Origin of the sequence: Micromonospora cremea (assembly GCF_900143515.1) — a bacterium.
Taxonomy (GTDB): domain Bacteria; phylum Actinomycetota; class Actinomycetes; order Mycobacteriales; family Micromonosporaceae; genus Micromonospora; species Micromonospora cremea.
This window is the reverse complement of the sequence record NZ_FSQT01000001.1, coordinates 366228-386315: the sequence shown is the minus strand read 5'-3', so window position 1 is coordinate 386315 and position 20088 is coordinate 366228. Positions and strand designations below refer to the sequence as shown.

Genomic DNA, 20088 nt, shown 5'->3' with positions numbered 1-20088 from the left:
GCCTTCTGTCCGCGGGACACCGTGACAGTCGAGCGACGTTACGGCCTAGTTAACATGGCAGGCGTGAGAGATGACGTCAAGGCGTTGACTTCTAACAAGAACCTAACATAGTCTCCGCTCACGTCCGGCCGGGCTCGACCCGGCGGCCATGAGAGGAGACGACCCGATGACGCCCGCGCTTCACCTCAGTGACCTGGCCAAAGGGTTCGGCGGTGTGCCCGTCCTGCGGGACATTTCCTTCGACCTGAACGGCGGCGAACTCACCGTCCTGGCCGGGGAGAACGGCGCCGGCAAGTCGACGCTCATGAAGATCATCACCGGCCAGCTGAAGCCCGACGCTGGCGAGGTCGCCGTCGGCGGACAGCCGCTGGAGCGAGCCGACCCCCAGCACGCCCGCGCCCTCGGGGTGGGCATTGTGCCGCAGGAGCTGGCACCCTATCCAGACCTCACCGTCTACGAGAACCTCTTCGTCGGACGGGAGCTGCGCAACCGCATGGGCGGTTTGGACCGGCGCGAGATGATCAAGCGGGCGCGGGCCATGCTCGACACGTACGGCGTCGACATCGATCCCCGCAAGCGGATCGGCGACCTGTCGATCGCGCTGGTCCAACTGGTCGAGATCGCCAAGGCGACGACCTGGGGCGCGACGGTGCTGTTGCTGGACGAGCCCACGTCCGCCATTCCCGACCGAGAGGTGGAGCGCCTCTACGACGTCGTGCGCACGCTCAAGCAGCAGGGCGTCGCCATGCTCTACACGACCCACCGCATGGCCGAGATCCAGGAGTTGGCGGACCACGTGATCGTCCTGCGCGACGGCCAACTGGTGCTGCAGGCACCGCTCGCCGACACGACCGAGGACGGCATCGTGCGGGCAATGATCGGCCGCGAGCTGGACGACCTTTTCCCCGACGTCACGCCGCCCCGGGAGCAGATCGGCCTGCGTATCTCCGGGCTCCGGCTGGACAACAGCGGCCCCGACGTCAGCTTCGAGGTCCGCAAGGGCGAGATCCTCGGCCTCGGCGGCCTGGTCGGCGCCGGCCGCACCGAGGTCGTCGAGGCCATCTTCGGCATCCGGCCGTCGGTGGCCGGGACGGTCGAGGTCGGCGGCCGTCCGGTCCGGCGCGGCCAGGTCGCCGCGGCCATCCGCAGCGGCGTCGCGCTGGTGCCGGAGGACCGCAAGGGTGCCGGACTCGTACTGACCCAGTCGGTGCTGGACAACGGCAGCCTTCCGCACCTTGACTCATTCTCCGCCCTCGGCTGGCTGCGCAACCGCAAGCGCACGGAGGCGGTCGCCGAGGCGACCCGGTCGGTCCGGCTCAAGTCGAGGGGACTCGGCCAGCTCGTCGGCAACCTCTCCGGCGGGAACCAGCAGAAGATCGTGCTGGCGCGCTGGCTGACCGAGAACTGCTCCGTGCTGCTGCTGGACGAGCCGACCCGGGGCGTCGACGTCGGCGCCCGCGGCGAGATCTACGCGATCGTCCGCAAGCTGGCCGCGAACGGGCTGGCCGTCGTTCTGGTCAGCTCCGACATGCCCGAGCTCGTCGGCCTGAGCCACCGGGTGTACGTGCTGCGCGCCGGTGGCATCGCGGGCGAGCTGTCCCGCGACGAACTCGACGCCAACGACGCCCAGGAAAAGATCTTCCGCTACGCGAGCGGCCAGGAAGCGGCCGTCGCCGCCTGATCGCGCCCTCCGTAACGCGCCACTCGACCTGACCCGGAGTTCCTATGACCAGCACGCCAACGCCCACCATGGAACAGCTACAGCTACCGGCCGCGGACGCCGTTCCGGAGAAGAAGCGGTTGGACCGGACCTCGTTGACCAACTTCGCCATCCGCAACTCGATGGTGCTGGTGCTGATCCTGGTCATGGCGTACTTCAGCTACCGCAGCATCCGCTTTGCCACACCCGAGAATGCCCAGACCATCCTGGTGTCCGCGGCCCCGTTCGCGCTCGTCGCGCTGGGACAGACATTCGTCATCCTCACCGGCGGCATCGACCTGTCCATCGGTAGCGTGATCGCCGCCAGCGCCATGACCGCCGCCTCGGTGGTGGTCAAGCAGCCCGACGCCCCCTGGCTCGCCGTGATCGCCGGCATCGGGGTCGGACTCCTCCTGGGTCTCATCAACGGCCTGGTCGTGAGCCGGCTGAACGTCGCGCCGTTCGTCGCAACGCTGGGCACGCTGACAGCCGGGTCCGGTCTCGCGTACGTGATCGGGCACGGTGCGCCGATCAACGGCCTGCCGCAGAGCTATGGAAAGATCGCCAACACTGCGATCCTCGGCATCCAGATCCCCGTACTCATCATGATCGTCGGCTTCGTCATCGCCTACCTGGTCCTGCGCAAGACGTCCTTCGGCCTGCGGGTCTACGCGGTCGGCGGCAACCGGACTGCAGCCGAGGTGGCCGGCGTGCGGACCAGGCGCATTCTGACCAGCGTCTACGTCATCAGCGGTGGACTCGCGGGCCTGTCCGGCGTCGTGCTGTCCTCTCGCGTCATCTCCGGCCCCCCGAACCTGGGCTCCGGGTACGAGCTGGACGCCATCGCCGCCGTGGTGATCGGCGGGGCCAGCCTGCTCGGCGGCCGCGGCTCGGTCTGGGGCACCCTGCTCGGTCTCCTGCTGATCCAGACCCTCAACAACGGCCTCGACATTCTCATCGTCCCCGCGTACTGGCAGTCCGTCATCAGCGGCGTCCTGATCGTCGCCGCCGTGGCGGTGGACGTGTGGGCGACCAAACGACGCAGCAGCTGAACACTTCCGTTCCCCCATCATTGAAAGGGCGCACCATGCCTTCGTCACTCCTGCGGCGGATCGGCTTCGCCGCCGTACCGCTCTCTCTCGCCGTCGCCACCGCCGCATGTGGCGCGGGCGACCCATCCGCCCAGCAGGGCGGCGAGAAGCAGCTCCGGGTGGGCATCACGGTCTACGACATGTCCTCCTTCATCAGCCAGGGCCAGGAGGGCATGAACTCGTACGCCAAGGCCAACAACATCCAGCTGCTCTGGAACTCGGCCGGCGGCGACGTGTCCGCTCAGGCCAGTCAGGTCGACCAGCTGGTCAACCAGAAGGTCGACGCCATCATCATCGTGCCGGTGCAGGCCGACTCGCTCGGACCGCAGATGGCCGCAGCGAAGAACGCCAATATCCCCGTGATCGCCGTCAACACCGCGCTCTCCGACACCGGCTCCCTCACCTCGTCCGTGCTTCCGGACGACGTGGCCGCGGGCGCGCAGGAGATGGAGATGATGGCCAAGAAGCTGAACGGCAAGGGCAACATCGTCATCCTGCAGGGCCCGCTCGGTTCGTCTCCCGAGCTCGACCGCACCAAGGGCATCACCCAGACCCTGGCCAAGTACCCGGACATCAAGGTGCTGGCCAAGGACACGGCCAACTGGAAGCGCGACGAGGCAGTGAACAAGACCAAGAACTGGCTCTCCAGCTTCGGCGACCAGCTCGACGGAATCGTCGCGGAGAACGACGACATGGGCCTGGGCGCGCTGCAGGCGCTGTCCGAGGCCAAGAAGCCCCTGCCCGTGGTTGGCATCGACGGCATCCAGGACGGACTGGACGCAGTCAAGAACGGCACGTTCATCGGGTCGTCGCTGCAACACGGCCGCGTCGAACTGGCGACCGGCCTCGCCGTGGCCCAGCAGGTGGCAAAGGGTGAGGCGGTCGAGAAGACCTACACCTACACCATGCCGGCCATCACGCCCGAGAACGTCGACGAGTACTACCAGAACGTCGTCAGCCAGAAGGACGCGTTCCTGCAGCGCCTCCCCGAGCTCATCGCAAAGAACCTCGCCTCGGGCGACATCGCCAACGAGAAGTGATCCGCGAGCGCCGGCTCGTGGCACCTCGCGACCGCGAGCCGGCGCTCATATAACGGGCGATTGATTTAACATGCGATCCCGCTAGGATCACAATGACATCCGGACGGAACACCGGGAGGGCGATCCGCATGGGGGAACCGGCCGACGTCGGTCGTCTCAGGCGCAACGGCAACGACGACATGCGCGTCGGACGAGACGCGCGGCATCACGCCATCACCGAGATGGTGATGTCCGCCGGCTCGGTCCGGATCGAGGTGCTCGCCGAGTCCTTCGGCGTGAGCCTCATGACGGTGCACCGCGATCTCGACGCGCTTGCCGCCCAGGGGCTGCTGCGCAAGACCCGCGGCATGGCGACCGCGCTAGCCAGCACTCTTTCGGAGTCCAGCACCGAATACCGCAACCGGCTCAACGCGAGCGACAAGGCTGCCGTCGCAGCTGTCGCGATGACCATGGTCGAGCCCGGGCAGTCGGTCATCCTCGACGACTCGACGACCGGCCTGCATCTGGCCGCCCAGTTGTCGGAGCGGCAGCCACTTACCGTGATCACCAATTTCCAGCCGGTCATGGACGCCGTCGTCACCCATCCGGAGTTGACCCTGCTCGCCCTCGGCGGCCAGTACTACCCCTGGTGCCGCTCGTACATGGGCTCGGTGACCCTGGACGCGCTGCGCAACATCCGGGCCGACATCTTCTTCATGTCCACCTCCGCAGTCACCGACGGCATCTGCTTCCACCAGCACCACGACACCGTCCTGGTCAAGCGGGCGATGTTCGAGTCCGCGCGGACCCGGGTCGCGTACGTCGACCACTCCAAGTTCGAGCGGCGCGCTCTGCACGCGCTGGGGCCGCTGAGCGACTTCGACGTCGTGATCGTGGACTCGAAGACGGCCGACGAGCACGTGCAGTCGCTGCAGCGCGACGGGGCCAAGATCATCGTTGCCCCCGACCTCTCCGTCGGCGTCCCGGTGGCCGCTGAGGCCTGACGGTCCGCCAGCGTGGGCCCAAATGCGATCATATGAGCGTGACCGTTCCCGTCATCGTGGCGCTCGATTGCTCCACGACCGCGTGCAAGGCCGTCGTGTTCGACCTTGAAGGCCGCACGGTCTGCGAGTCGCGCCGCTACGTGACCACGACCTCGCCCCAGCCGGGGTGGTACGAGCAGGACCCGCATGAGTGGTGGGAGGCCGCGACGGACGCGCTGACGTCCGTCGTCGACCTGTTGCTCCCTGAGCAGCAGCCTGTCGCGCTCGGCATCACGCACCAGCGCGAGACCTTCGTCTGCGTCGACCGGAATTGGCAGCCGATCCGCCCGGCCATCCTCTGGCTCGACAACCGGGCCGAGGACCAGGTCGCCCGCCTCGGCGCGCCCGACGTGCACGCGTTGACCGGCAAGCCGCCGTCGACCGTGCCGTCGCTGTACAAGCTGGCCTGGCTCGCGGAGCACGAGCCCGACACCATCCGGCGCACCCACCAGGTGCTCGACGTGCACGCGTACGTGGCGCGGTGCTTGACTGGCGAGGCCGTGACTTCGTGGGCCAGCGCGGACTCCACGGCGCTGGTCGATCTGAGCACCCGGACCTGGTCGCCGTACCTCCTAGGTCTCTGCGGCCTCACTCCGGATCAGGTCCCGCGGCTGGCCGCGCCGGGCGACACCATCGCCGGCCTGCTGCCCGACGTCGCCCGACGTACGGGGCTGCCGCCGGGGCTGCCGGTCGTGGCCGGCGCGGGCGACGGCCAATGCGCCGGAATCGGCGTGGGCGCGCTCGAGTCAGGCACCGCGTACCTGAACCTCGGCACCAGCTTCTCCCTGGGCGCGTTCGTGGCTGGGCACTCGACCTACCCCGGCCTGCGGACGGTCGCGACCGCCGCGCCCGACGCCTCCGCCGTCGAGACGCTGCTGACCAGCGGCGGCATGACGATGACCTGGCTCCGGCAAAAGCTCCTCGACGCGGACGACCCGGACCTGCAGGCCGCCGCGGCCCAGGTCCCGCCGGGCGCGAACGGCCTCCTCTTCCTCCCGTATCTCGGCGGCCGCGAGACGCCCCGCCACCTGCCCGACGTGCGCGCGGCCTTCTTCGGGCTGGGCGTCGAGCACGGTCGGCCCGAGCTGCTGCGTGCAGTGATCGAAGGGCTCGCGTACGACCAGCGCGACAGCCTCAACCACCTCGAACAGCAGGTGGGCGCCGACGTGAAGCGCATCACCATCACCGGCGGGTTAGCCCAATCCACGCTGATCGCGCAGATCTTCGCGAACGTGCTCGGCGTGCCCGTGTCTGCCGCACCCGAGCGCGAGGGCACCGCGCTCGGCGCAGCCATCATCGCGGCCGTAGGCGGCCACCAGACGCCGTACCGCTCCGTCCGCGAGGCGGCGCGCACCATGACCCGCACGGCAACGCCCATCTCGCCCAACCCGGCCGATGTGAAGTTCTACGAGGCCGCGTACCATCTGCGCGCCGACGTGCTGTCCACCTTCGACACCGCGACTGCGGCGCTGACCGCCCTGCGCCGCCTGTGACGACCTGCGTCGAGCACGAACGAGACCGCATCCGGTGTTGATCCTGAATCCTGACATGTGAGGTGCCGGGTCTTCGTTCGGTGACCTTGCCCCCCGCCGAAAACCCCATCCGCGAAGACCGCGCCCTCCGATGTGTCGGGCGGAGAGAGGCAGACTTACTGATCTCGGCACGTCCGGACGCCGGCGACCGGCGCCGATGTCACCTTCGGCGACGAGCGCTTCGCGGCTGATGAGCGTACGTTTCCTTCGCCGCAGGAACGCCCGTGGCTAGGTCGAGGGATGGTGGGTTGGGATACTCTCGCCCGGTTCCTATGAGCGCGGGAGGCATGGGCGGTGGCGACGTTGCGGCGTGGCGGTGGGGCCTGCTTGCTGGTCATCGATCTGCAGGTGGATGTGGTCGCCGAGTGTGTCGATCGGGACGGTGTGCTGAGCAGGACCGCCGCCTTGATCGACCGGGCCAGGGTCGAAAGGGTGCCTGTCGTCTTCGTCCAGCACCAGGATACGGATCTTCAGCCGGGCACCGCCGGCTGGCAGCTCGCCGACGGCATCGCGCCCGCCCCGGGTGAGCCTGTCGTGTCCAAGGAGTATCGGGATTCCTTTGCCGGTACGGGGCTGGAGGGCGTCCTCGCCGAACTCGAAGTTTCCCACTTAGTAGTCGGCTCCGTAAGTCCTTCGGGGGTTGCTCTGGGGGTGCGCGTCGTGCCTGACGTGCGGACCATCCCTGGGCACCCGTGAAGCTGCGTCCACTTGGTGATGGTCCGTCCTTCGCGGGCTGGAGCGTGAGTCAGGCATGAGGATGCCCCGGACGCTCCCCTCAGCGCCTGCTCGGGGTAGTTTGGCCCACCATGGATGATCTTCATGCCCTGGCCTCTGGCCCGCTCACCGTGGCGGCCGGTCAGGCGACCTGCACCGCACTGGATATCCCCGCGAACGTCGCCATCGCCGCCGACTTGGTCCGCCGCGCCGCCGACCAGGGAGCTGACCTGCTGGTCCTTCCGGAGCTCTTCCTCACCGGCTACGAGCTGCCAGAAATCACGGCCGACCCCGAGACCTACACCCTGAACTCCACGGACCCCCGATTGGACCCGCTGGCCGCCGTCTGCCACGAGACCCGCACCGCCGTGGTGGCCGGAGCCCCCACCCGCAACCCCGAGTCCGGGCGGCTGCACATCTCCGCCCTGGTCCTGGGCCTCGATGGCCGATTCGCCGCCCACTACGACAAGCAGCACACCACGCCAAGCGAGCGCGCCGCCGGCTTCAGCCCCGGCACCAGCGGGTGCACCCTCACCCTCGACGGCTGGCGTCTTGGACTCGGCATCTGCTGGGACTCCGGCTTTCCCGAGCATGCCCGTGCTGCCGCGCTGGACGGCTGCCACGCGTACCTGGTTGGCGCGATGTTCGGCCGAGGCTCCGGTGCCCATCAACGCGCCACGGTCTTCCCGGCACGGGCCCTGGACAACACCAGCTACGTTCTCCTCGCCAACCACAGCGGACCCAGCGGCCCGTACCACGGCTGTGGCCAAAGTGCGGTCTGGAACCCGGACGGCACCTTGCTCGTTGACGCGGGCACCGCCGACCCCGGACTGGCCACCGCCCGTCTCGATCCGCAGGTCCTGGCGAGGTGCCGGGCCGAGGAACCGGTACTGGTCGACCCCTCACTCAGCACCCCGGCATACCCCCGAAGCGGCATCACCCTCGTCTGAGACGGCCGAAGCGGGAACCCTGCACGACGCACGGTCCAGACCCCGGTCGCCACGCCAGTCCGTCGTCATTGCGCATCGCTCTGCCACAACGTCCACGTCGACGTCAGGACACCGGAAACGTGCGATCCCGACCGGTTGCTGACGGTCCGTCGCGCCCCCGTGGTCCACTCATCGAGATCGGCCACCGCCCTGATGCCTGCGATACCCGCGTGCCCGGTGACCTTGACCGCCGCCGAGCGGCACCGGCTCAAGAAATCGGCATACGGTCACAAGACGCCTCACCAGGCCAGGATCAGGGCCCAGATCGTGTTGCTCGCGGCCCGGCCGCTACCGAACGCTCGGATCGCTGAGCGGGCGGGGGTGCACGTGGACACCGTGCGCACCTGGCGGGGCCGCTTCGCCGAGCTGGGCCTGCCCGGTCTGGCCGATCGCAAGCGTCCGGGCCGGCCTGCCTCCTTCACTGCGTTGCAAGCCGCCCAGGTGAAGGCGCTGGCCTGCCAGCTCCCGCCCGAAACCGGGGCGCCGCTCTCGCGCTGGACCTGCCCGGAGCTGGCCCGTGAGGTGGTCGCGCGCGGCATCGTCGGCGCCATGTCGGCCTCCACCGTGCGCCGCTGGCTCGCCCGGGACGCGCTCAAGCCCTGGCAGTACCGCTCCTGGATCTTCATCACCGATCCCGACTTCCGCACCAAGGCCGAGCGCGTGCTGGACCTGTACGCCCGCACCTGGCAGGGCCGGACACTGGACGCGGGCGAGTACGTCATCAGCGCGGACGAGAAGACCTCCATTCAGGCCCGCTGCCGCTGTCACCCCACCCTCGCACCGGGGCAGGCCCGGGCGATGCGGGTGAACCACACCTACGGCCGCGGTGGCGCGCTGGCCTACCTGGCCGCCTACGACGTCCACCACGCGAAGGTGTTCGGCCGCTGCGAACCGCGCACCGGCATCAACCCGTTCATGGCCCTGGTCGCCCAGGTCATGAGCCAGGAACCGTACGTCAGCGCCAAGCGCGTGTTCTGGATCGTGGACAACGGCTCCTCCCACCGCGGCAAGAAGGCCGCCGACCGGCTGACCGCCGCGTTCCCCAACGCGGTGCTGGTCCACACTCCGGTGCACGCCTCCTGGTTGAACCAGGTGGAGATCTTCTTCTCCGTCGTGCAGCGCAAGGTCGTCTCGCCCAACGACTTCACCGACCTTGCCCAGGTCGGGGACCGGCTCCGAGCCTTCGAAGTCCGCTACAACGCCACGGCACAGCCGTTCCAGTGGAAGTTCACCACCTCCGACCTGGACGATCTGCTGGCCAGGCTCGACCGGCACACCGCCGATCACCCAGACGAATCCTCCGTCGCCCTGGCAGCTTGATCAACCCCCGAAGGACTTACGGAGCCGACCACTTAGTTGTGGCCGGTGCCGCCTCCGACTACTGCCTACGCACGACCATGCAGCGGGCCGCGGCCGACGGCTACGACGTCACTCTCGTGCGTGACTGCCACACCACGGAGGACTCCGAGTTCGACGGCGTGCAGGTCACCGGTGAACAGATCGTCGCGCACACCAACATGTATATGAAGGGCCTGCGCTATCCCGGCCAAACCTTCGGTATCGCATCCCACGACGCGGCCGACTTGTTCGGCTGACCCGAACAGCCCGGCCGGCAACTCTGCAGGAGCCAGAGGCGCGTGTACTCGCCGTCCGTGCCGGGCGATCCTCTATTCGGCATGACCGCGCGGATCGCGGCAGAAGAGCGCACTCACTGGTCGTTACCCTCGCCAGCATGCCAGCCCCAGACCTCATCCCGATAGCGCGCGAACCCGGCTACCGCACAGACACGATCGGACGGTATGCCGACGGCCAGTTTTACGCGGCGGTGCACGGCGTCCGCCGCGATGACGATCACGAGCCTGACATGGGCCGGGAACGCATCCGGTGGTATGCCTACCTACATCTCTTCGACGCTGACGGGCGTCACCGCAGATCCGAGATTTCGCTGATCGGCATCGCCCCGAACTTGCGAGGCGAACTCGGCGAGCAGGCTGAGCGCCGCCTGACGGCACTGCTCGATCAGCTGTCTGACCGCCAGTTCACCGACGTCTCGATCCGGCCGTTTCACATGCTCTACGATGGTGTCACGTTCGGTCTGATCGACGAATCCGATGTCGAGCGGGGCGACTGGGTTGAGTTGTACCCAGACGGTCTCGGGTTCTCCGAGCCGTGGGACGGGCTCTATAGCACCTGACCGCGAGCAGGTCGTCTACCAGCAAAATCGGCGTGGTCGCGCGGGACGCAGCATGAGAGCGCGGGCTCGACGACGCAGCCGGACGCAATCACAGCATCCTGCTCTCGGCTCCCCACAGGTAGAAGGCAGGGACACCGCGCTGCAGTCCCAGTCGGTAGATCCCGACTCCATGCACCGGCACTGCATCCCCGACGTTCGGCGCCTGGATGGTAGCGGCCTTCCGTATCAATTCCTCGGCGGTGAAGGAGATCCCGCTGTCCGCTCGCACGCGGACACCCGCCTTCGAGCCGCCTTTGGGACCGAACGGGCACAAGTACACCTCAGGCGTCTGCAACCCTGCACCGTCCGGGCGGCCGGTGGTGGCGCGAAACTCGGCAGCCCAGGCCGGTGTCTGCGACACCTTGGCCGGCCAAGACAGCCTGGCGCTCTGCGCGACGGCGAACGGGAGGTCAGGACGATGGACCGCCCGCTCGTCGGCCGTCAACGGCTCCGACCGCACGAACGTTGCCTTCTCCGCCAACACGGAGCTGTGCACGACGTAGTAGCTGACACGCCCCTGCTTGATCTTCTGAAGGTCCGCCAGTCCCCAGTTGCCCAAATGCGACCACCAGGCGTCGTACATGACGACAGCACCGTCGTGTACGAGCGCACGCATCAGCCCGTCGCGGTCCGGCCATCGGAACACGGCTCCAGCTTCAACCCATGACGGATCCACGAGCGGACCCTACCGGCACACCCCAGAACCAAACGTCCGCTCATCGACACGTCCGGACGGCAACCGGGCCAGCTCGGCGTGACGCTGTGTAGCGCGCGGATCGCAGTATGAGAGGACGGGACGGGCCAACTTACCGCGACGTCATCGCGAGCCCAACGCCGAACAGGAGCACGCCGAGGATGGTGGCAGCGATGGTGACGGCGTTCCACCGTGAAAAACGTCCGGCGAGCCCAGTCTTCGAAGTCAAGTCTCACCGGCCGAGCCAACCACGCTCGCTAGGAGGCACAACCGCGCGGATCGCGGCTGATGTGCGAACCCGATCAAGCAGCCAGATCGTCTCCTCCTGGCGTTGTTGTCGAGATCGGGACAGCCCCTGGGAGGGGCGCCGCAGCCATGCTGCGGAGGCGTTGCGGCAGCGGTTGGTCGCCGTGGTGGTTGATCGTTACTGTGCATCGGTGGCCCGTACACAGCTCACCGCCGAGTTGGTGGTTGACGGTCGTGTTCCGCGCGCATTGGCGCTGTCGCCGGACGGCAAGTGGGTCGCCTACGTGGTCACCCCGGTCGGGAGGGCTGGTGATCACCCCGTTAGCGAACTCTGGGTCGCCGCCACCGACGGGACCGGGTCGCCGCGACGATTAACTTCGGGTGAGGCGCACGATTCGGCGCCGCGGTGGGCCGCAGATTCGCTGCTGGTCTACTTTCTCTCCGAACGGGCCGAGCGTGGCACGGCGCAAGTACACCGGGTCGGGCTGGTCGACGGTGTCGTGGAGGCGGTGACGTCCTGGGCCAGTGGGGTGTCAAGTCACCTCCCACTGGCCGATCCCGACCTGGTCGTCGTGATCGCAGCCGATGAACCGTCCGCTGAGGACGAACGTCGGGACAGGGAGCGTGACGACGCTCGGGTGTGGGGTGAACGCGTACACCCGGACCGGCTGCGGCTGCTCGACGTACGGAGCCGGGAGGTTCGGACACCGGATGCGTTCGGCGATCGCCATGTCGTCGAGGTGGCCCAGCGGCCCGACGATGGGATGCTGGCGGTCCTCACCTGGTCAACCCCCGACGTGGACCCGGGCCTGGTCAAGCCCGGTCTGCACCTGCTCGACCCGGGCAGCGGCATGACGCGGGACCTCGGCCCGGCCGCGGCGGACGCGTCGTCACTCGTCTGGTGGTCCGCCGACGACGGCTGGCACCTGGCATATGTCGCGAAGACCCCGCCAGCCCTGGTGGGCGGACACGCGGTTCTCGATGTCACCGAACCGGTGAGCGGGCCGGTGGGCGAGCACCGTAACCTGACCGCCGGCACGGTCGTCTGCCCGAGCAACCTGGTTCAGGTCGACGCCGGTCCGCCGCTGGTGCTGGTCGCCGACGGGCTCGATACCGCGATCCACCGGCTTGATCCGGTCGGGCGCAACCTCGTCGAGCTGTCCCGGGTCGACGGCCTCGCGAAGTCGTTGGCCACGAACCGGCACGGTGACGCCGTCGCGGCGGTGGTCAGCACGTCCTACGAGCCCGGAAACGTCTACGCCGGCCCCACTTGCGGGCCGCTGACGAGGCTGACCGACCTCAGGCCCGAACTCCACGACGTCCGGTGGGGTGTCCAGGAACGCCTGTCATACGAGGCATCCGACGGGCTGGCCCTCGACGGCCTGCTGATCCTGCCCGCCGGCCGGTCCCACAAGGACGGGCCCTTTCCACTAGTGACGCTGGTTCACGGCGGCCCGTATGACCGGCACGCCGACCGGCTCATGCTCGGCTGGGACCCGTCCGGCCAGTGGCTGGCGACCGCCGGCTACGCCGTGTTCCTGCCGAACCCGCGCGGCGGCCAAGGGCACGGCCACGACTTCGCGGCGCTCGTCGCCGGCGCGGTCGGCCTCGACGAGTGGACCGACATTTGCGCCGGCATCGACCTGCTCATCGCCGACGGCGTCGCCAACCCCGACCGGCTGGGCATCGGCGGCTGGAGCCACGGCGGGTTCATGGCCGCCTGGGCGGTCGGGCAGACCAACCGGTTCAAGGCCGCCGTGATGGGCGCCGGCATCAGCGACTGGGGAATGCTCGCCGCAACCGGAGAAGAGGGACCATTCGAGTCCGCCCTCGGCGGCAGCAGCGGCTGGGAAGGAACAGGTCCACACCGCCACGACCGGCTCAGCCCGATCTCGTACGCCTCCAAGGTCCGCACGCCCGTGCTGATCCTGCACGGCGAGAACGACACGAACGTCCCGGTATCACAGGCGGAGTTCTTCCACCGCGCGCTACGCAGGTTCGGAGTCGAGCACAAGTACGTCGTATATCCCCGAGAGAACCACTCGATCCGCGAACGCAACCACCAACTCGACGTGCTCCGCCGCACCCGCGCCTGGTTCGACCGGTGGCTCGGATGACCCCGACGTCCGACCGCCACGACCCACCACGACCGATGCGGCTGACCGCGACAGCTAGTGTCCTGAGTCGTTAATTCGCCGGCAGTACGTGGCGAGGCTGTTGAGGATGTCGTCGGCGGTTCTGGTCCACACGAAGGGCTTCGGGTCGGCGTTCCACGCGTCGATCCAGGTGCGGACGTCCGCTTCGAGTTCGGCGAGGCTGCGGTGGCTTGACCTGCGGAGCTTGCGGTCGGTCAGTTCGGCGAACCAGCGCTCGACGAGGTTGAGCCAGGACGCCGAGGTCGGCGTGAAGTGCAGGTGGAACCGGGGATGCGCGGCCAGCCACCGCTGCACCGCGGGCGTCTTGTGGGTGGCGTAATTGTCCAGGACCAGGTGCAGATCCAACTCTGCGGGCGTGTTCGCGTCGACGACCTTCAGGAACTTGAGGAACTCCTGATGGCGGTGCTTGCGGTGGACCTGCCCGATGACCGTGCCGGTCGCCGGGTCGAACGCGGCGAACAGGCTGGCCACACCGTGGCGGACGTAGTCGTGGGTCTGCCGGGCGGGGACCGTGGGCATCATCGGCAGCATCGGTCGGGTCCGCTCGAGTGCCTGCATCTGCGACTTCTCGTCCACGCACAGGACCATCGCCTTGACCGGCGGATCGAGATACAGGCCCACCACGTCGCGGACCTTCTCTACGAACAACGGGTCAGCCGAGAGCTTCCACGTGTCCACCAGATGCGGCTTGAGGCCGAACGCCCGCCAGATCCGCGACACCGCGGTCTGCGACAGCCCGGTCTCCTTGGCCATCGACCGCGTCGACCAGTGACTGTCCTGGTTGGACGGCTGCTGCTCCAACGTGCGGACGATGACCTCCTCGACCCGGTCGTCGGTGATCCGACGGGGCGCCCCAGGTCGAGGCTCATCGGTCAACCCCTGCAACCGGCGGTCCAGGAACCGGCTACGCCACTTGCCCACCATGTCCCGCGAGACACCCAACCGCTCCGCGACATGCGTGTTGACCAGGCCATCGGCGCACAACAACACGATCTTCGACCGCAACGCCAACGCCTGCGATGACTTACCCCGCCGCGCCCACCGGGTCAGACACGCACGCTCGTCATCAGTCAGTTCCACCACACCACGCGGACGACCAGCCATCCCGACAGCCTACTATCTGTCGGCGGATTAACGACTCAGGACACTAGTGCTCCAACGTCACTTGGCTTCGGCGTTGGGCGTGGCAGGCATGAAGACGGCCACCGCGTGATCATCGATGGTTTGTGAAGACAACCCGAAGATCGTGCGGTGGCTGCGGGCCACAGCGTGGACCCTGACCGATGGCGGAACATCCTCGACGCGGCGGTAGCGCGTGCGGCTGGCCGGTTCGCTCGCGCCGAGCCACGCCGGAGCATGGCAGCGTTTGTCGAGGGACTGCTGTCGGTGTGGAACGTAAGACGTGCTGGTCCCTGGCCGAACGCGCCGGCCACACCGATCCCCAGGCGATGCAGCGGCTTCTGCGCACTGCGGTGTGGGACGCCGAGGCTGTCCGCGACGATGTCCGTGCCTGGCTGATCGAGCATGTCGGGCACCCGGATGGCGTTCTGGTCACCGACGAGACGGGGTTCCTGAAGAAGGGCGTGGGCTCTGTGGGCGTGCTGCGGCAGTACACCGGTACTGCCGGCAGGATCGAGAACAGCCAGGTCGGGGTGTTCCTGGCCTACGCCTCACCTCTCGGACGTGGGCTGATCGACCGCAGGCTCTACCTGCCCGAGACGACATGGTGCGATCGCCCTGCCCGCCGCACCGCCGCTGGTGTCCCTGACGAGGTCGGCTTCGCCACGAAACCGGCCCTTGCCCGGCAGATGATCGCAGCGGCGTTGGATGCCGGCGTTCCGGCCGGGTGGGTCACCGGCGACGAGGTCTATTGCGCCGATCCCGGACTGCGCGCTGACCTGGAGCATCGCGGCGTGGGCTATGTCCTCGCGGTCGGTTGCGACCGGCGCGTCACCGTCAACGACGGCCGCACCCTTGTGCGCGTTGACGACCTCGCCGGCCGGATACCCACCCGTGAATGGCAGCTCCACAGCTGCGGCCTCGGCGCGAAGGGACCCCGCGACTACCTGTGGGCCTGGATCACCACCAGCCTGAACGGTGAGCACCGATGGCTACTCATCCGCCGCAATCGCACCACCGGCGAGACCTGTGCTGGTCGGCGACGCCGGTTCCGCTGCACACCCTCGTCCGGGTCGCCGGGTCCCGCTGGAGCATCGAGGAGCTGTTCCAAACAGGCAAAGGCCAGGTTGGCCTGGACCACTACCAGGTCCGCGGCTGGACCGGCTGGCACCGGTTCATCACCCTGGCCATGCTCGCCCTGGCCCTACTGACCATCCTCGCCGTCACCTCCGCTGACCAAGCCGACCCCGACCGGCAGATCGCGGGTGACCGTGGCGGAGATCCGCCGACTCCTCAACGCCTTCGTCCTCGCCCTGCCGCTACCGCCGGCGCACACCCTGCATTGGTCAACCTGGCGTCGAACATCCCAAGCCCGAGCCCGCCGATCCCACTACCAGCGCAGACTCGGCCATCACGCCAGCCGACGGGCGAAGTGACGTTGGAGTACTAACGTCGGTTTTCGTGAAGCGCCATACCGCCCGAGCCGCACCCGTTCATCACGTCCGCAGCCTGAGTCCACCAACACGACTCCACGGAACCCGGGGCACATCAGTCTCCACAGAACCCGGGGCGGTTCACGGTGACCGGCGGGGCGCATGCCAGATGAGAGCCACACCAAACCGCGGTGGGCAGCCGAAATGGAAGCTATCCCGCCGGTCACCTCGACCAAGCCTGGCCGGGCTGCGGTCGTACCGCCAGTCAACAAGCAACCGATGAGCGTGAGTCTTCTGCGTGGCTGTTGACTGTTCTTGCGCGGGCCGTTGAGGCCTGCGGCCGTCACGGGATGAGTAGTCCCCAATAGGCCGCCCAGGGTAGGAACAGCAGGCCGGCTGCGGCGAGTAGGCCGAGTCGGGCTCGGTCGGCGCGCGTGAGATCGCGGCGGTGACGTCGCCAGGACAGCGCGGTCGCGACGGTGGCCACGACGGTGGCGACGGCGAGGACCTGTAGAACGAGCCAGGCTATCGGGCGGCCGATCAGAACGGGTCCGACGACGTGCGCTGCGGTGGCCATCACGAAGAAGAGGTAGACCAGGAAACCCAGTGTGGTTGCCAGGCCGGTGGCGGCCAGCCAGCGCGCGGGACGCCGTACCGGCGGTGCGCCGCGGCGGCCACGGATCCGGCGTACGGCGGCGGTCAACGGGTAGCCGGCGAAGGCCACCAGAAACACCAGCAGGGCGGCGAGTTGGAGCCAGGGCGACTCGTACCAGGCCAGCGGCGTGAGGGTCGGGCTGGGAATGTGCTGAGGCGGCGCCGGGTCGGCGCTTGCGTTGGGCAGGGCGTGCGTCAGGCGGTCGATCCAGGACGCCTCGTAGTCGCCGTAGTTGGCCGGGATTCTGGCGAGTCGGTCGAACCCGCCGTTGGCGGTGACGTACAGGTTGTGCCGGACCTCGGGGACGAACCGGATCGTGTAATGGGTGTTGCCGCCACGCTCCAACGCCTGCCGGATGATCTGGCTGCTCTCCCTCGGGAGGGCTTCTCGGTCGAGTTCACCCCATTGGGCGAGTACCGGCTGGCGTACCTGTTCCCAGACCGGTGCCGGGTCGAAGAAGGCCTCGGGGAAGATGCCCGCGCCGATCGTCATCCGCACGGCGGTCACCCGCATCGTGTGCGTGAAGGACCCGGAGACTCCGGCGTGCCGCAGTTGCTCGTCGTAACCCCACGCGGTCTGGGCGGCCGGAGTGATACCGACCGCGCCGGCAGTGATCAGGAATTTCACGTCGGTGGAGCGGCTCGCGGCCAGTGGTGCGACAAACGCCCCCTCGGACAGCGCCCACATCCCGAGCCGGGCCGGATCGACGTCGGCGCGGGAGCGCAGCAGTCGCAGGCCGGCGAGCGCATCTTCGGCCAGCACCGAATAGTCGCGATGTAACAGGTTGTAGCCTTCGGTCCGCTTGTCGTAAATGAGCGTGACAATTCCGCGCTGGGCGAGTGCTTCGGCCGCGAGGCGCAGCTCCCGTCGGCCTCGATTGCCCGCTCCCTCGATCATGACCATCGCTGGTCGGCGCTGTGTCGTCGACACTGGTGCCAGGACGGTGCCGTGCAGGACCACGCCACCGTTGCCGGCGAAGGACACTTCGGTGGCGGTCGGTCCGTCAGGCGCGGCGTTCGCGGGAGCAGCCGGAAGGACGAGGACCGAGCAGACGAGTACGGTAAGAGCCGCCAGGATCCGCGGCAAGAGCCAGGCCCAGCCCGTTCTGGATACGGTGGTTCCCCCGGTTCGACCCGTCACGCTCGTACGAGCCGTTGTGTGCCGCATTGCAGCCATCCTCTTCAGGTTGTTGGACGCGTCCGGCGGCGCGCCATTCGCGGCATTCAGACTCGCCTGCTCGCCGGACACGGACCAGGGCCGCCGCACCTGAGGTCGTAGGGGTGCAGGCACCTGAACGGATCGGGGTATCTGCCTCATCGACTCCGACCGGCACGGCAAATAGTGTCGATCTCTGTTCGGTAAGGGACGTCCGACCTGGCGTCCGCGAATACGACTGAAAGAATCATCAAAATGCGGCAGAAACTTATACGCGGGGCCAACGAACTCGGACAGTTGCTCGCCGGTACGGCCATCGGGCTGGCCGCGCCGTTCCTGCTGTTCCTGACGCTGGTCTCGGTGCCGTCGAGCCTTGCGGCGGGCCTGGGCATCTTGCTCTTCGTCGGCGTGGTGTGGCTGACCCGTCGACTGGCCGATCTGCAACGCCACCGAGCCGCTACGGTGCTGGCTGAACCGGTGCCGTCCCCCTACCTCCCGTTGCCCAAGGGCGTACTTGCCCGGGCCCGGACGTTGATCGGCGAGCCGGCCACCTGGCGCGATCTGGCCTGGATACTGTGCCAGTTCCCGGTGGCTCTGCTGAGTGTGACGGTGGCGATCGGGCTGTGGCTGGGGGCAGCGGAGTGCCTGTTCGCGCCGTTGTTGCGGGCGCTGCAGCCGACCCGCACGAGCTTCGATCCCGTGGTGCTGGAGATCACCGGCAGGTCCGGCCCGTTGACGTGGCTGATGGTGCCGGTCGGCGTCGGGTTGGTGGTGCTCGCCTACCGCCTGCCCCGGCACCTCCTCACCGGTCAGGCCCGGCTGGCGAGCGCGCTGCTGGGACCCACGTCCACCGCCCGGCTGTCCGCCCGGGTCGACCGGTTGACCGCCACCAGGGCCGCTGCCGTTGACGCGTCCGCCGTAGAGCTTCGCCGCGTCGAGCGTGATCTGCATGACGGCGCGCAGGTACGCCTCGTCGCGGCAACCATGAACCTCGGCATGGCCGAGGACGTCATCGACGCCGACCCGGCCGGCGCCAAGGTCCTAATGGCCGAGGCGAAGGCCAGCGTCGGCGCCGCCCTCACGGAACTCCGCGACCTGGTACGCGGCATCCACCCGCCGGTGCTGGCCGATCGGGGCCTGACCGGGGCGGTCCAGGCCCTGGCACTGAAGCTGACCAGCGGCATCACGATCGAGCTGGATCTGCGACTCGACCGACGGCTGGCCGCGCCGGTGGAGTCGGCGGCGTACTTCGTCATTGCCGAGTCGCTCGGCAACGCCCTGCGGCACAGCAGCGCCCAGCACATCCAGGTCACCGTCACCGACCAGGGGAACCTGCTGCACATCACCGTCGGCGACAACGGTCACGGCGGCGCCGACCCGTCACGCGGCACCGGACTGCGTGGCATCCAACGGAGGTTGTCCGCCTTCGACGGAACCCTCCACATCACCAGCCCCCTGGGCGGGCCTACCGTGCTGGACATGGAACTGCCATGCGCGTCCTGATCGCCGAAGACCAACTACTGCTGCGCGACGGGCTGACCCGGATGTTGACCGCGTACGGTTTCGACGTGGTGGCCGCCATCGACGACGGTTCACAGCTGGTCGAGGCGCTCGTCTCGCTCCGGCCAGACGTCGCCGTGGTCGACGTGCGCCTACCGCCCACCTTCACCGACGAAGGGCTACGCGCCGCTATCGCCGCCCGCGCCGAGGTACCCGGCCTGCCCGTCCTGATCCTCTCCCAGTACGTCGAACGCCTCTACGCCCGTGAACTGCTCTCTGACCGTGCCGGTGCGGTCGGATACCTCCTCAAGGACCGGGTCGGCGACGTACGACAGTTCATCGACGCGATCCGTCAGATCGCCGCCGGCGGGACGGTCATGGACCCAGAGGTCGTCGCCCAACTGCTACACCAGCGCGACACCCTGGCCGCGCTTACCCCACGAGAGCGGGACGTGCTCGGCCTGATGGCCGAGGGGCGCACCAACGCCGCGATCGCCGAACACATGGTCATCACCGAAAAATCGGTCAGCAACCACATCAACACGCTCTTCGCCAAACTCGGCTTACCACCATCAGGCAGCGGCCACCGCCGCGTACTCGCCGTTTTGACCTACCTCGACCAGTAAACCGGGCCGACGGCAGCATCTGGGAACCCCCGCCCGCCTCACATAGACCATGACTGTCGTTCTAAGGAGCCAGCCTGGCGTGTGAGCCGAGGAAGCTACCCCCCCCCCCCCCCCCCCCGTGCTGACAAGTGTCACCCCTCAGCCATTGCCCCGAAACGCACGCTTATGGCACCCCAAAGCGGCA

General features: G+C 68.2%; 16 protein-coding genes and 1 pseudogene. 14 read left to right on the top strand and 3 right to left on the bottom strand.

Going from position 1 to position 20088, the window contains the following annotated elements:
- Positions 1-166: 166 nt before the first annotated feature.
- The 10 genes from BUS84_RS01720 (at position 167) to BUS84_RS01675 (ending at position 10281) form a co-directional block, all read left to right on the top strand.
- Positions 167-1681, top strand: coding sequence for a sugar ABC transporter ATP-binding protein (locus BUS84_RS01720; RefSeq protein ID WP_074308182.1), 1515 nt, complete (start codon positions 167-169; stop codon positions 1679-1681).
- A gap of 44 nt (positions 1682-1725) precedes the next feature.
- Positions 1726-2751 carry an ABC transporter permease gene (locus BUS84_RS01715; RefSeq protein WP_084757033.1) on the top strand — a complete coding sequence of 342 codons (1026 nt, stop codon included), beginning with the start codon at positions 1726-1728 and terminating at the stop codon, positions 2749-2751.
- On the top strand, positions 2724-3830 hold the full coding sequence (locus BUS84_RS01710) for a substrate-binding domain-containing protein (RefSeq protein WP_280175086.1): 1107 nt from the start codon (positions 2724-2726) through the stop codon (positions 3828-3830). Before BUS84_RS01715 ends, BUS84_RS01710 begins: the two co-directional genes overlap by 28 nt.
- 128 nt (positions 3831-3958) lie before the next feature.
- A complete protein-coding gene (locus tag BUS84_RS01705) occupies positions 3959-4813 on the top strand; it encodes a DeoR/GlpR family DNA-binding transcription regulator (protein WP_074308178.1) in 855 nt (284 codons plus the stop codon).
- Between the two features lie 38 nt (positions 4814-4851).
- Positions 4852-6345, top strand: coding sequence for a xylulokinase (locus BUS84_RS01700; protein ID WP_159450951.1), 1494 nt, complete (start codon positions 4852-4854; stop codon positions 6343-6345).
- 366 nt (positions 6346-6711) lie between these two features.
- Positions 6712-7080, top strand: a complete 369-nt coding sequence (locus BUS84_RS01695) for an isochorismatase family protein (protein WP_074308173.1) — start codon at positions 6712-6714, stop codon at positions 7078-7080.
- Positions 7081-7190: 110 nt separating this feature from the next.
- Positions 7191-8048, top strand: a complete 858-nt coding sequence (locus tag BUS84_RS01690) for a carbon-nitrogen hydrolase family protein (protein ID WP_074308171.1) — start codon at positions 7191-7193, stop codon at positions 8046-8048.
- Between the two features lie 216 nt (positions 8049-8264).
- Positions 8265-9407, top strand: coding sequence for an IS630 family transposase (locus tag BUS84_RS39335; protein ID WP_244298319.1), 1143 nt, complete (start codon positions 8265-8267; stop codon positions 9405-9407).
- A complete protein-coding gene (locus tag BUS84_RS40520) occupies positions 9308-9682 on the top strand; it encodes an isochorismatase family protein (RefSeq protein WP_084757028.1) in 375 nt (124 codons plus the stop codon). Before BUS84_RS39335 ends, BUS84_RS40520 begins: the two co-directional genes overlap by 100 nt.
- 137 nt (positions 9683-9819) lie before the next feature.
- Complete coding sequence (locus BUS84_RS01675) at positions 9820-10281, top strand: hypothetical protein (protein WP_074308167.1); 462 nt, start codon at positions 9820-9822, stop codon at positions 10279-10281.
- Positions 10282-10369: 88 nt separating this feature from the next.
- Here BUS84_RS01675 and BUS84_RS01670 read toward each other — a convergent pair whose 3' ends face one another.
- The gene (locus BUS84_RS01670; RefSeq protein WP_143728150.1) at positions 10370-10996 is read right to left on the bottom strand and encodes a hypothetical protein; all 627 of its coding nucleotides are present in this window, start codon (positions 10994-10996) and stop codon (positions 10370-10372) included.
- Between the two features lie 191 nt (positions 10997-11187).
- Between BUS84_RS01670 and BUS84_RS01665 the strand changes: the two genes are divergently transcribed.
- The gene (locus tag BUS84_RS01665) at positions 11188-13377 is read left to right on the top strand and encodes a S9 family peptidase (protein ID WP_084757399.1); all 2190 of its coding nucleotides are present in this window, start codon (positions 11188-11190) and stop codon (positions 13375-13377) included.
- Positions 13378-13431: 54 nt separating this feature from the next.
- On the opposite strand, the gene BUS84_RS01660 is transcribed toward BUS84_RS01665, so the two are convergent.
- On the bottom strand, positions 13432-14520 hold the full coding sequence (locus BUS84_RS01660) for an IS630 family transposase (RefSeq protein WP_074308161.1): 1089 nt from the start codon (positions 14518-14520) through the stop codon (positions 13432-13434).
- A gap of 147 nt (positions 14521-14667) precedes the next feature.
- Between BUS84_RS01660 and BUS84_RS01655 the strand changes: the two are divergent.
- Positions 14668-15971, top strand: a pseudogene (locus BUS84_RS01655) (IS701 family transposase).
- A gap of 340 nt (positions 15972-16311) precedes the next feature.
- On the opposite strand, the gene BUS84_RS01650 reads toward BUS84_RS01655, so the two are convergent.
- Positions 16312-17520, bottom strand: a complete 1209-nt coding sequence (locus BUS84_RS01650) for an alpha/beta hydrolase family protein (RefSeq protein WP_208869489.1) — start codon at positions 17518-17520, stop codon at positions 16312-16314.
- Positions 17521-18033: 513 nt separating this feature from the next.
- Here BUS84_RS01650 and BUS84_RS01645 point away from each other — a divergent pair.
- A complete protein-coding gene (locus tag BUS84_RS01645; protein ID WP_074308159.1) occupies positions 18034-19281 on the top strand; it encodes a sensor histidine kinase in 1248 nt (415 codons plus the stop codon).
- Complete coding sequence (locus BUS84_RS01640) at positions 19269-19904, top strand: response regulator (protein WP_074308157.1); 636 nt, start codon at positions 19269-19271, stop codon at positions 19902-19904. Before BUS84_RS01645 ends, BUS84_RS01640 begins: the two co-directional genes overlap by 13 nt.
- Positions 19905-20088 lie beyond the last annotated feature (184 nt).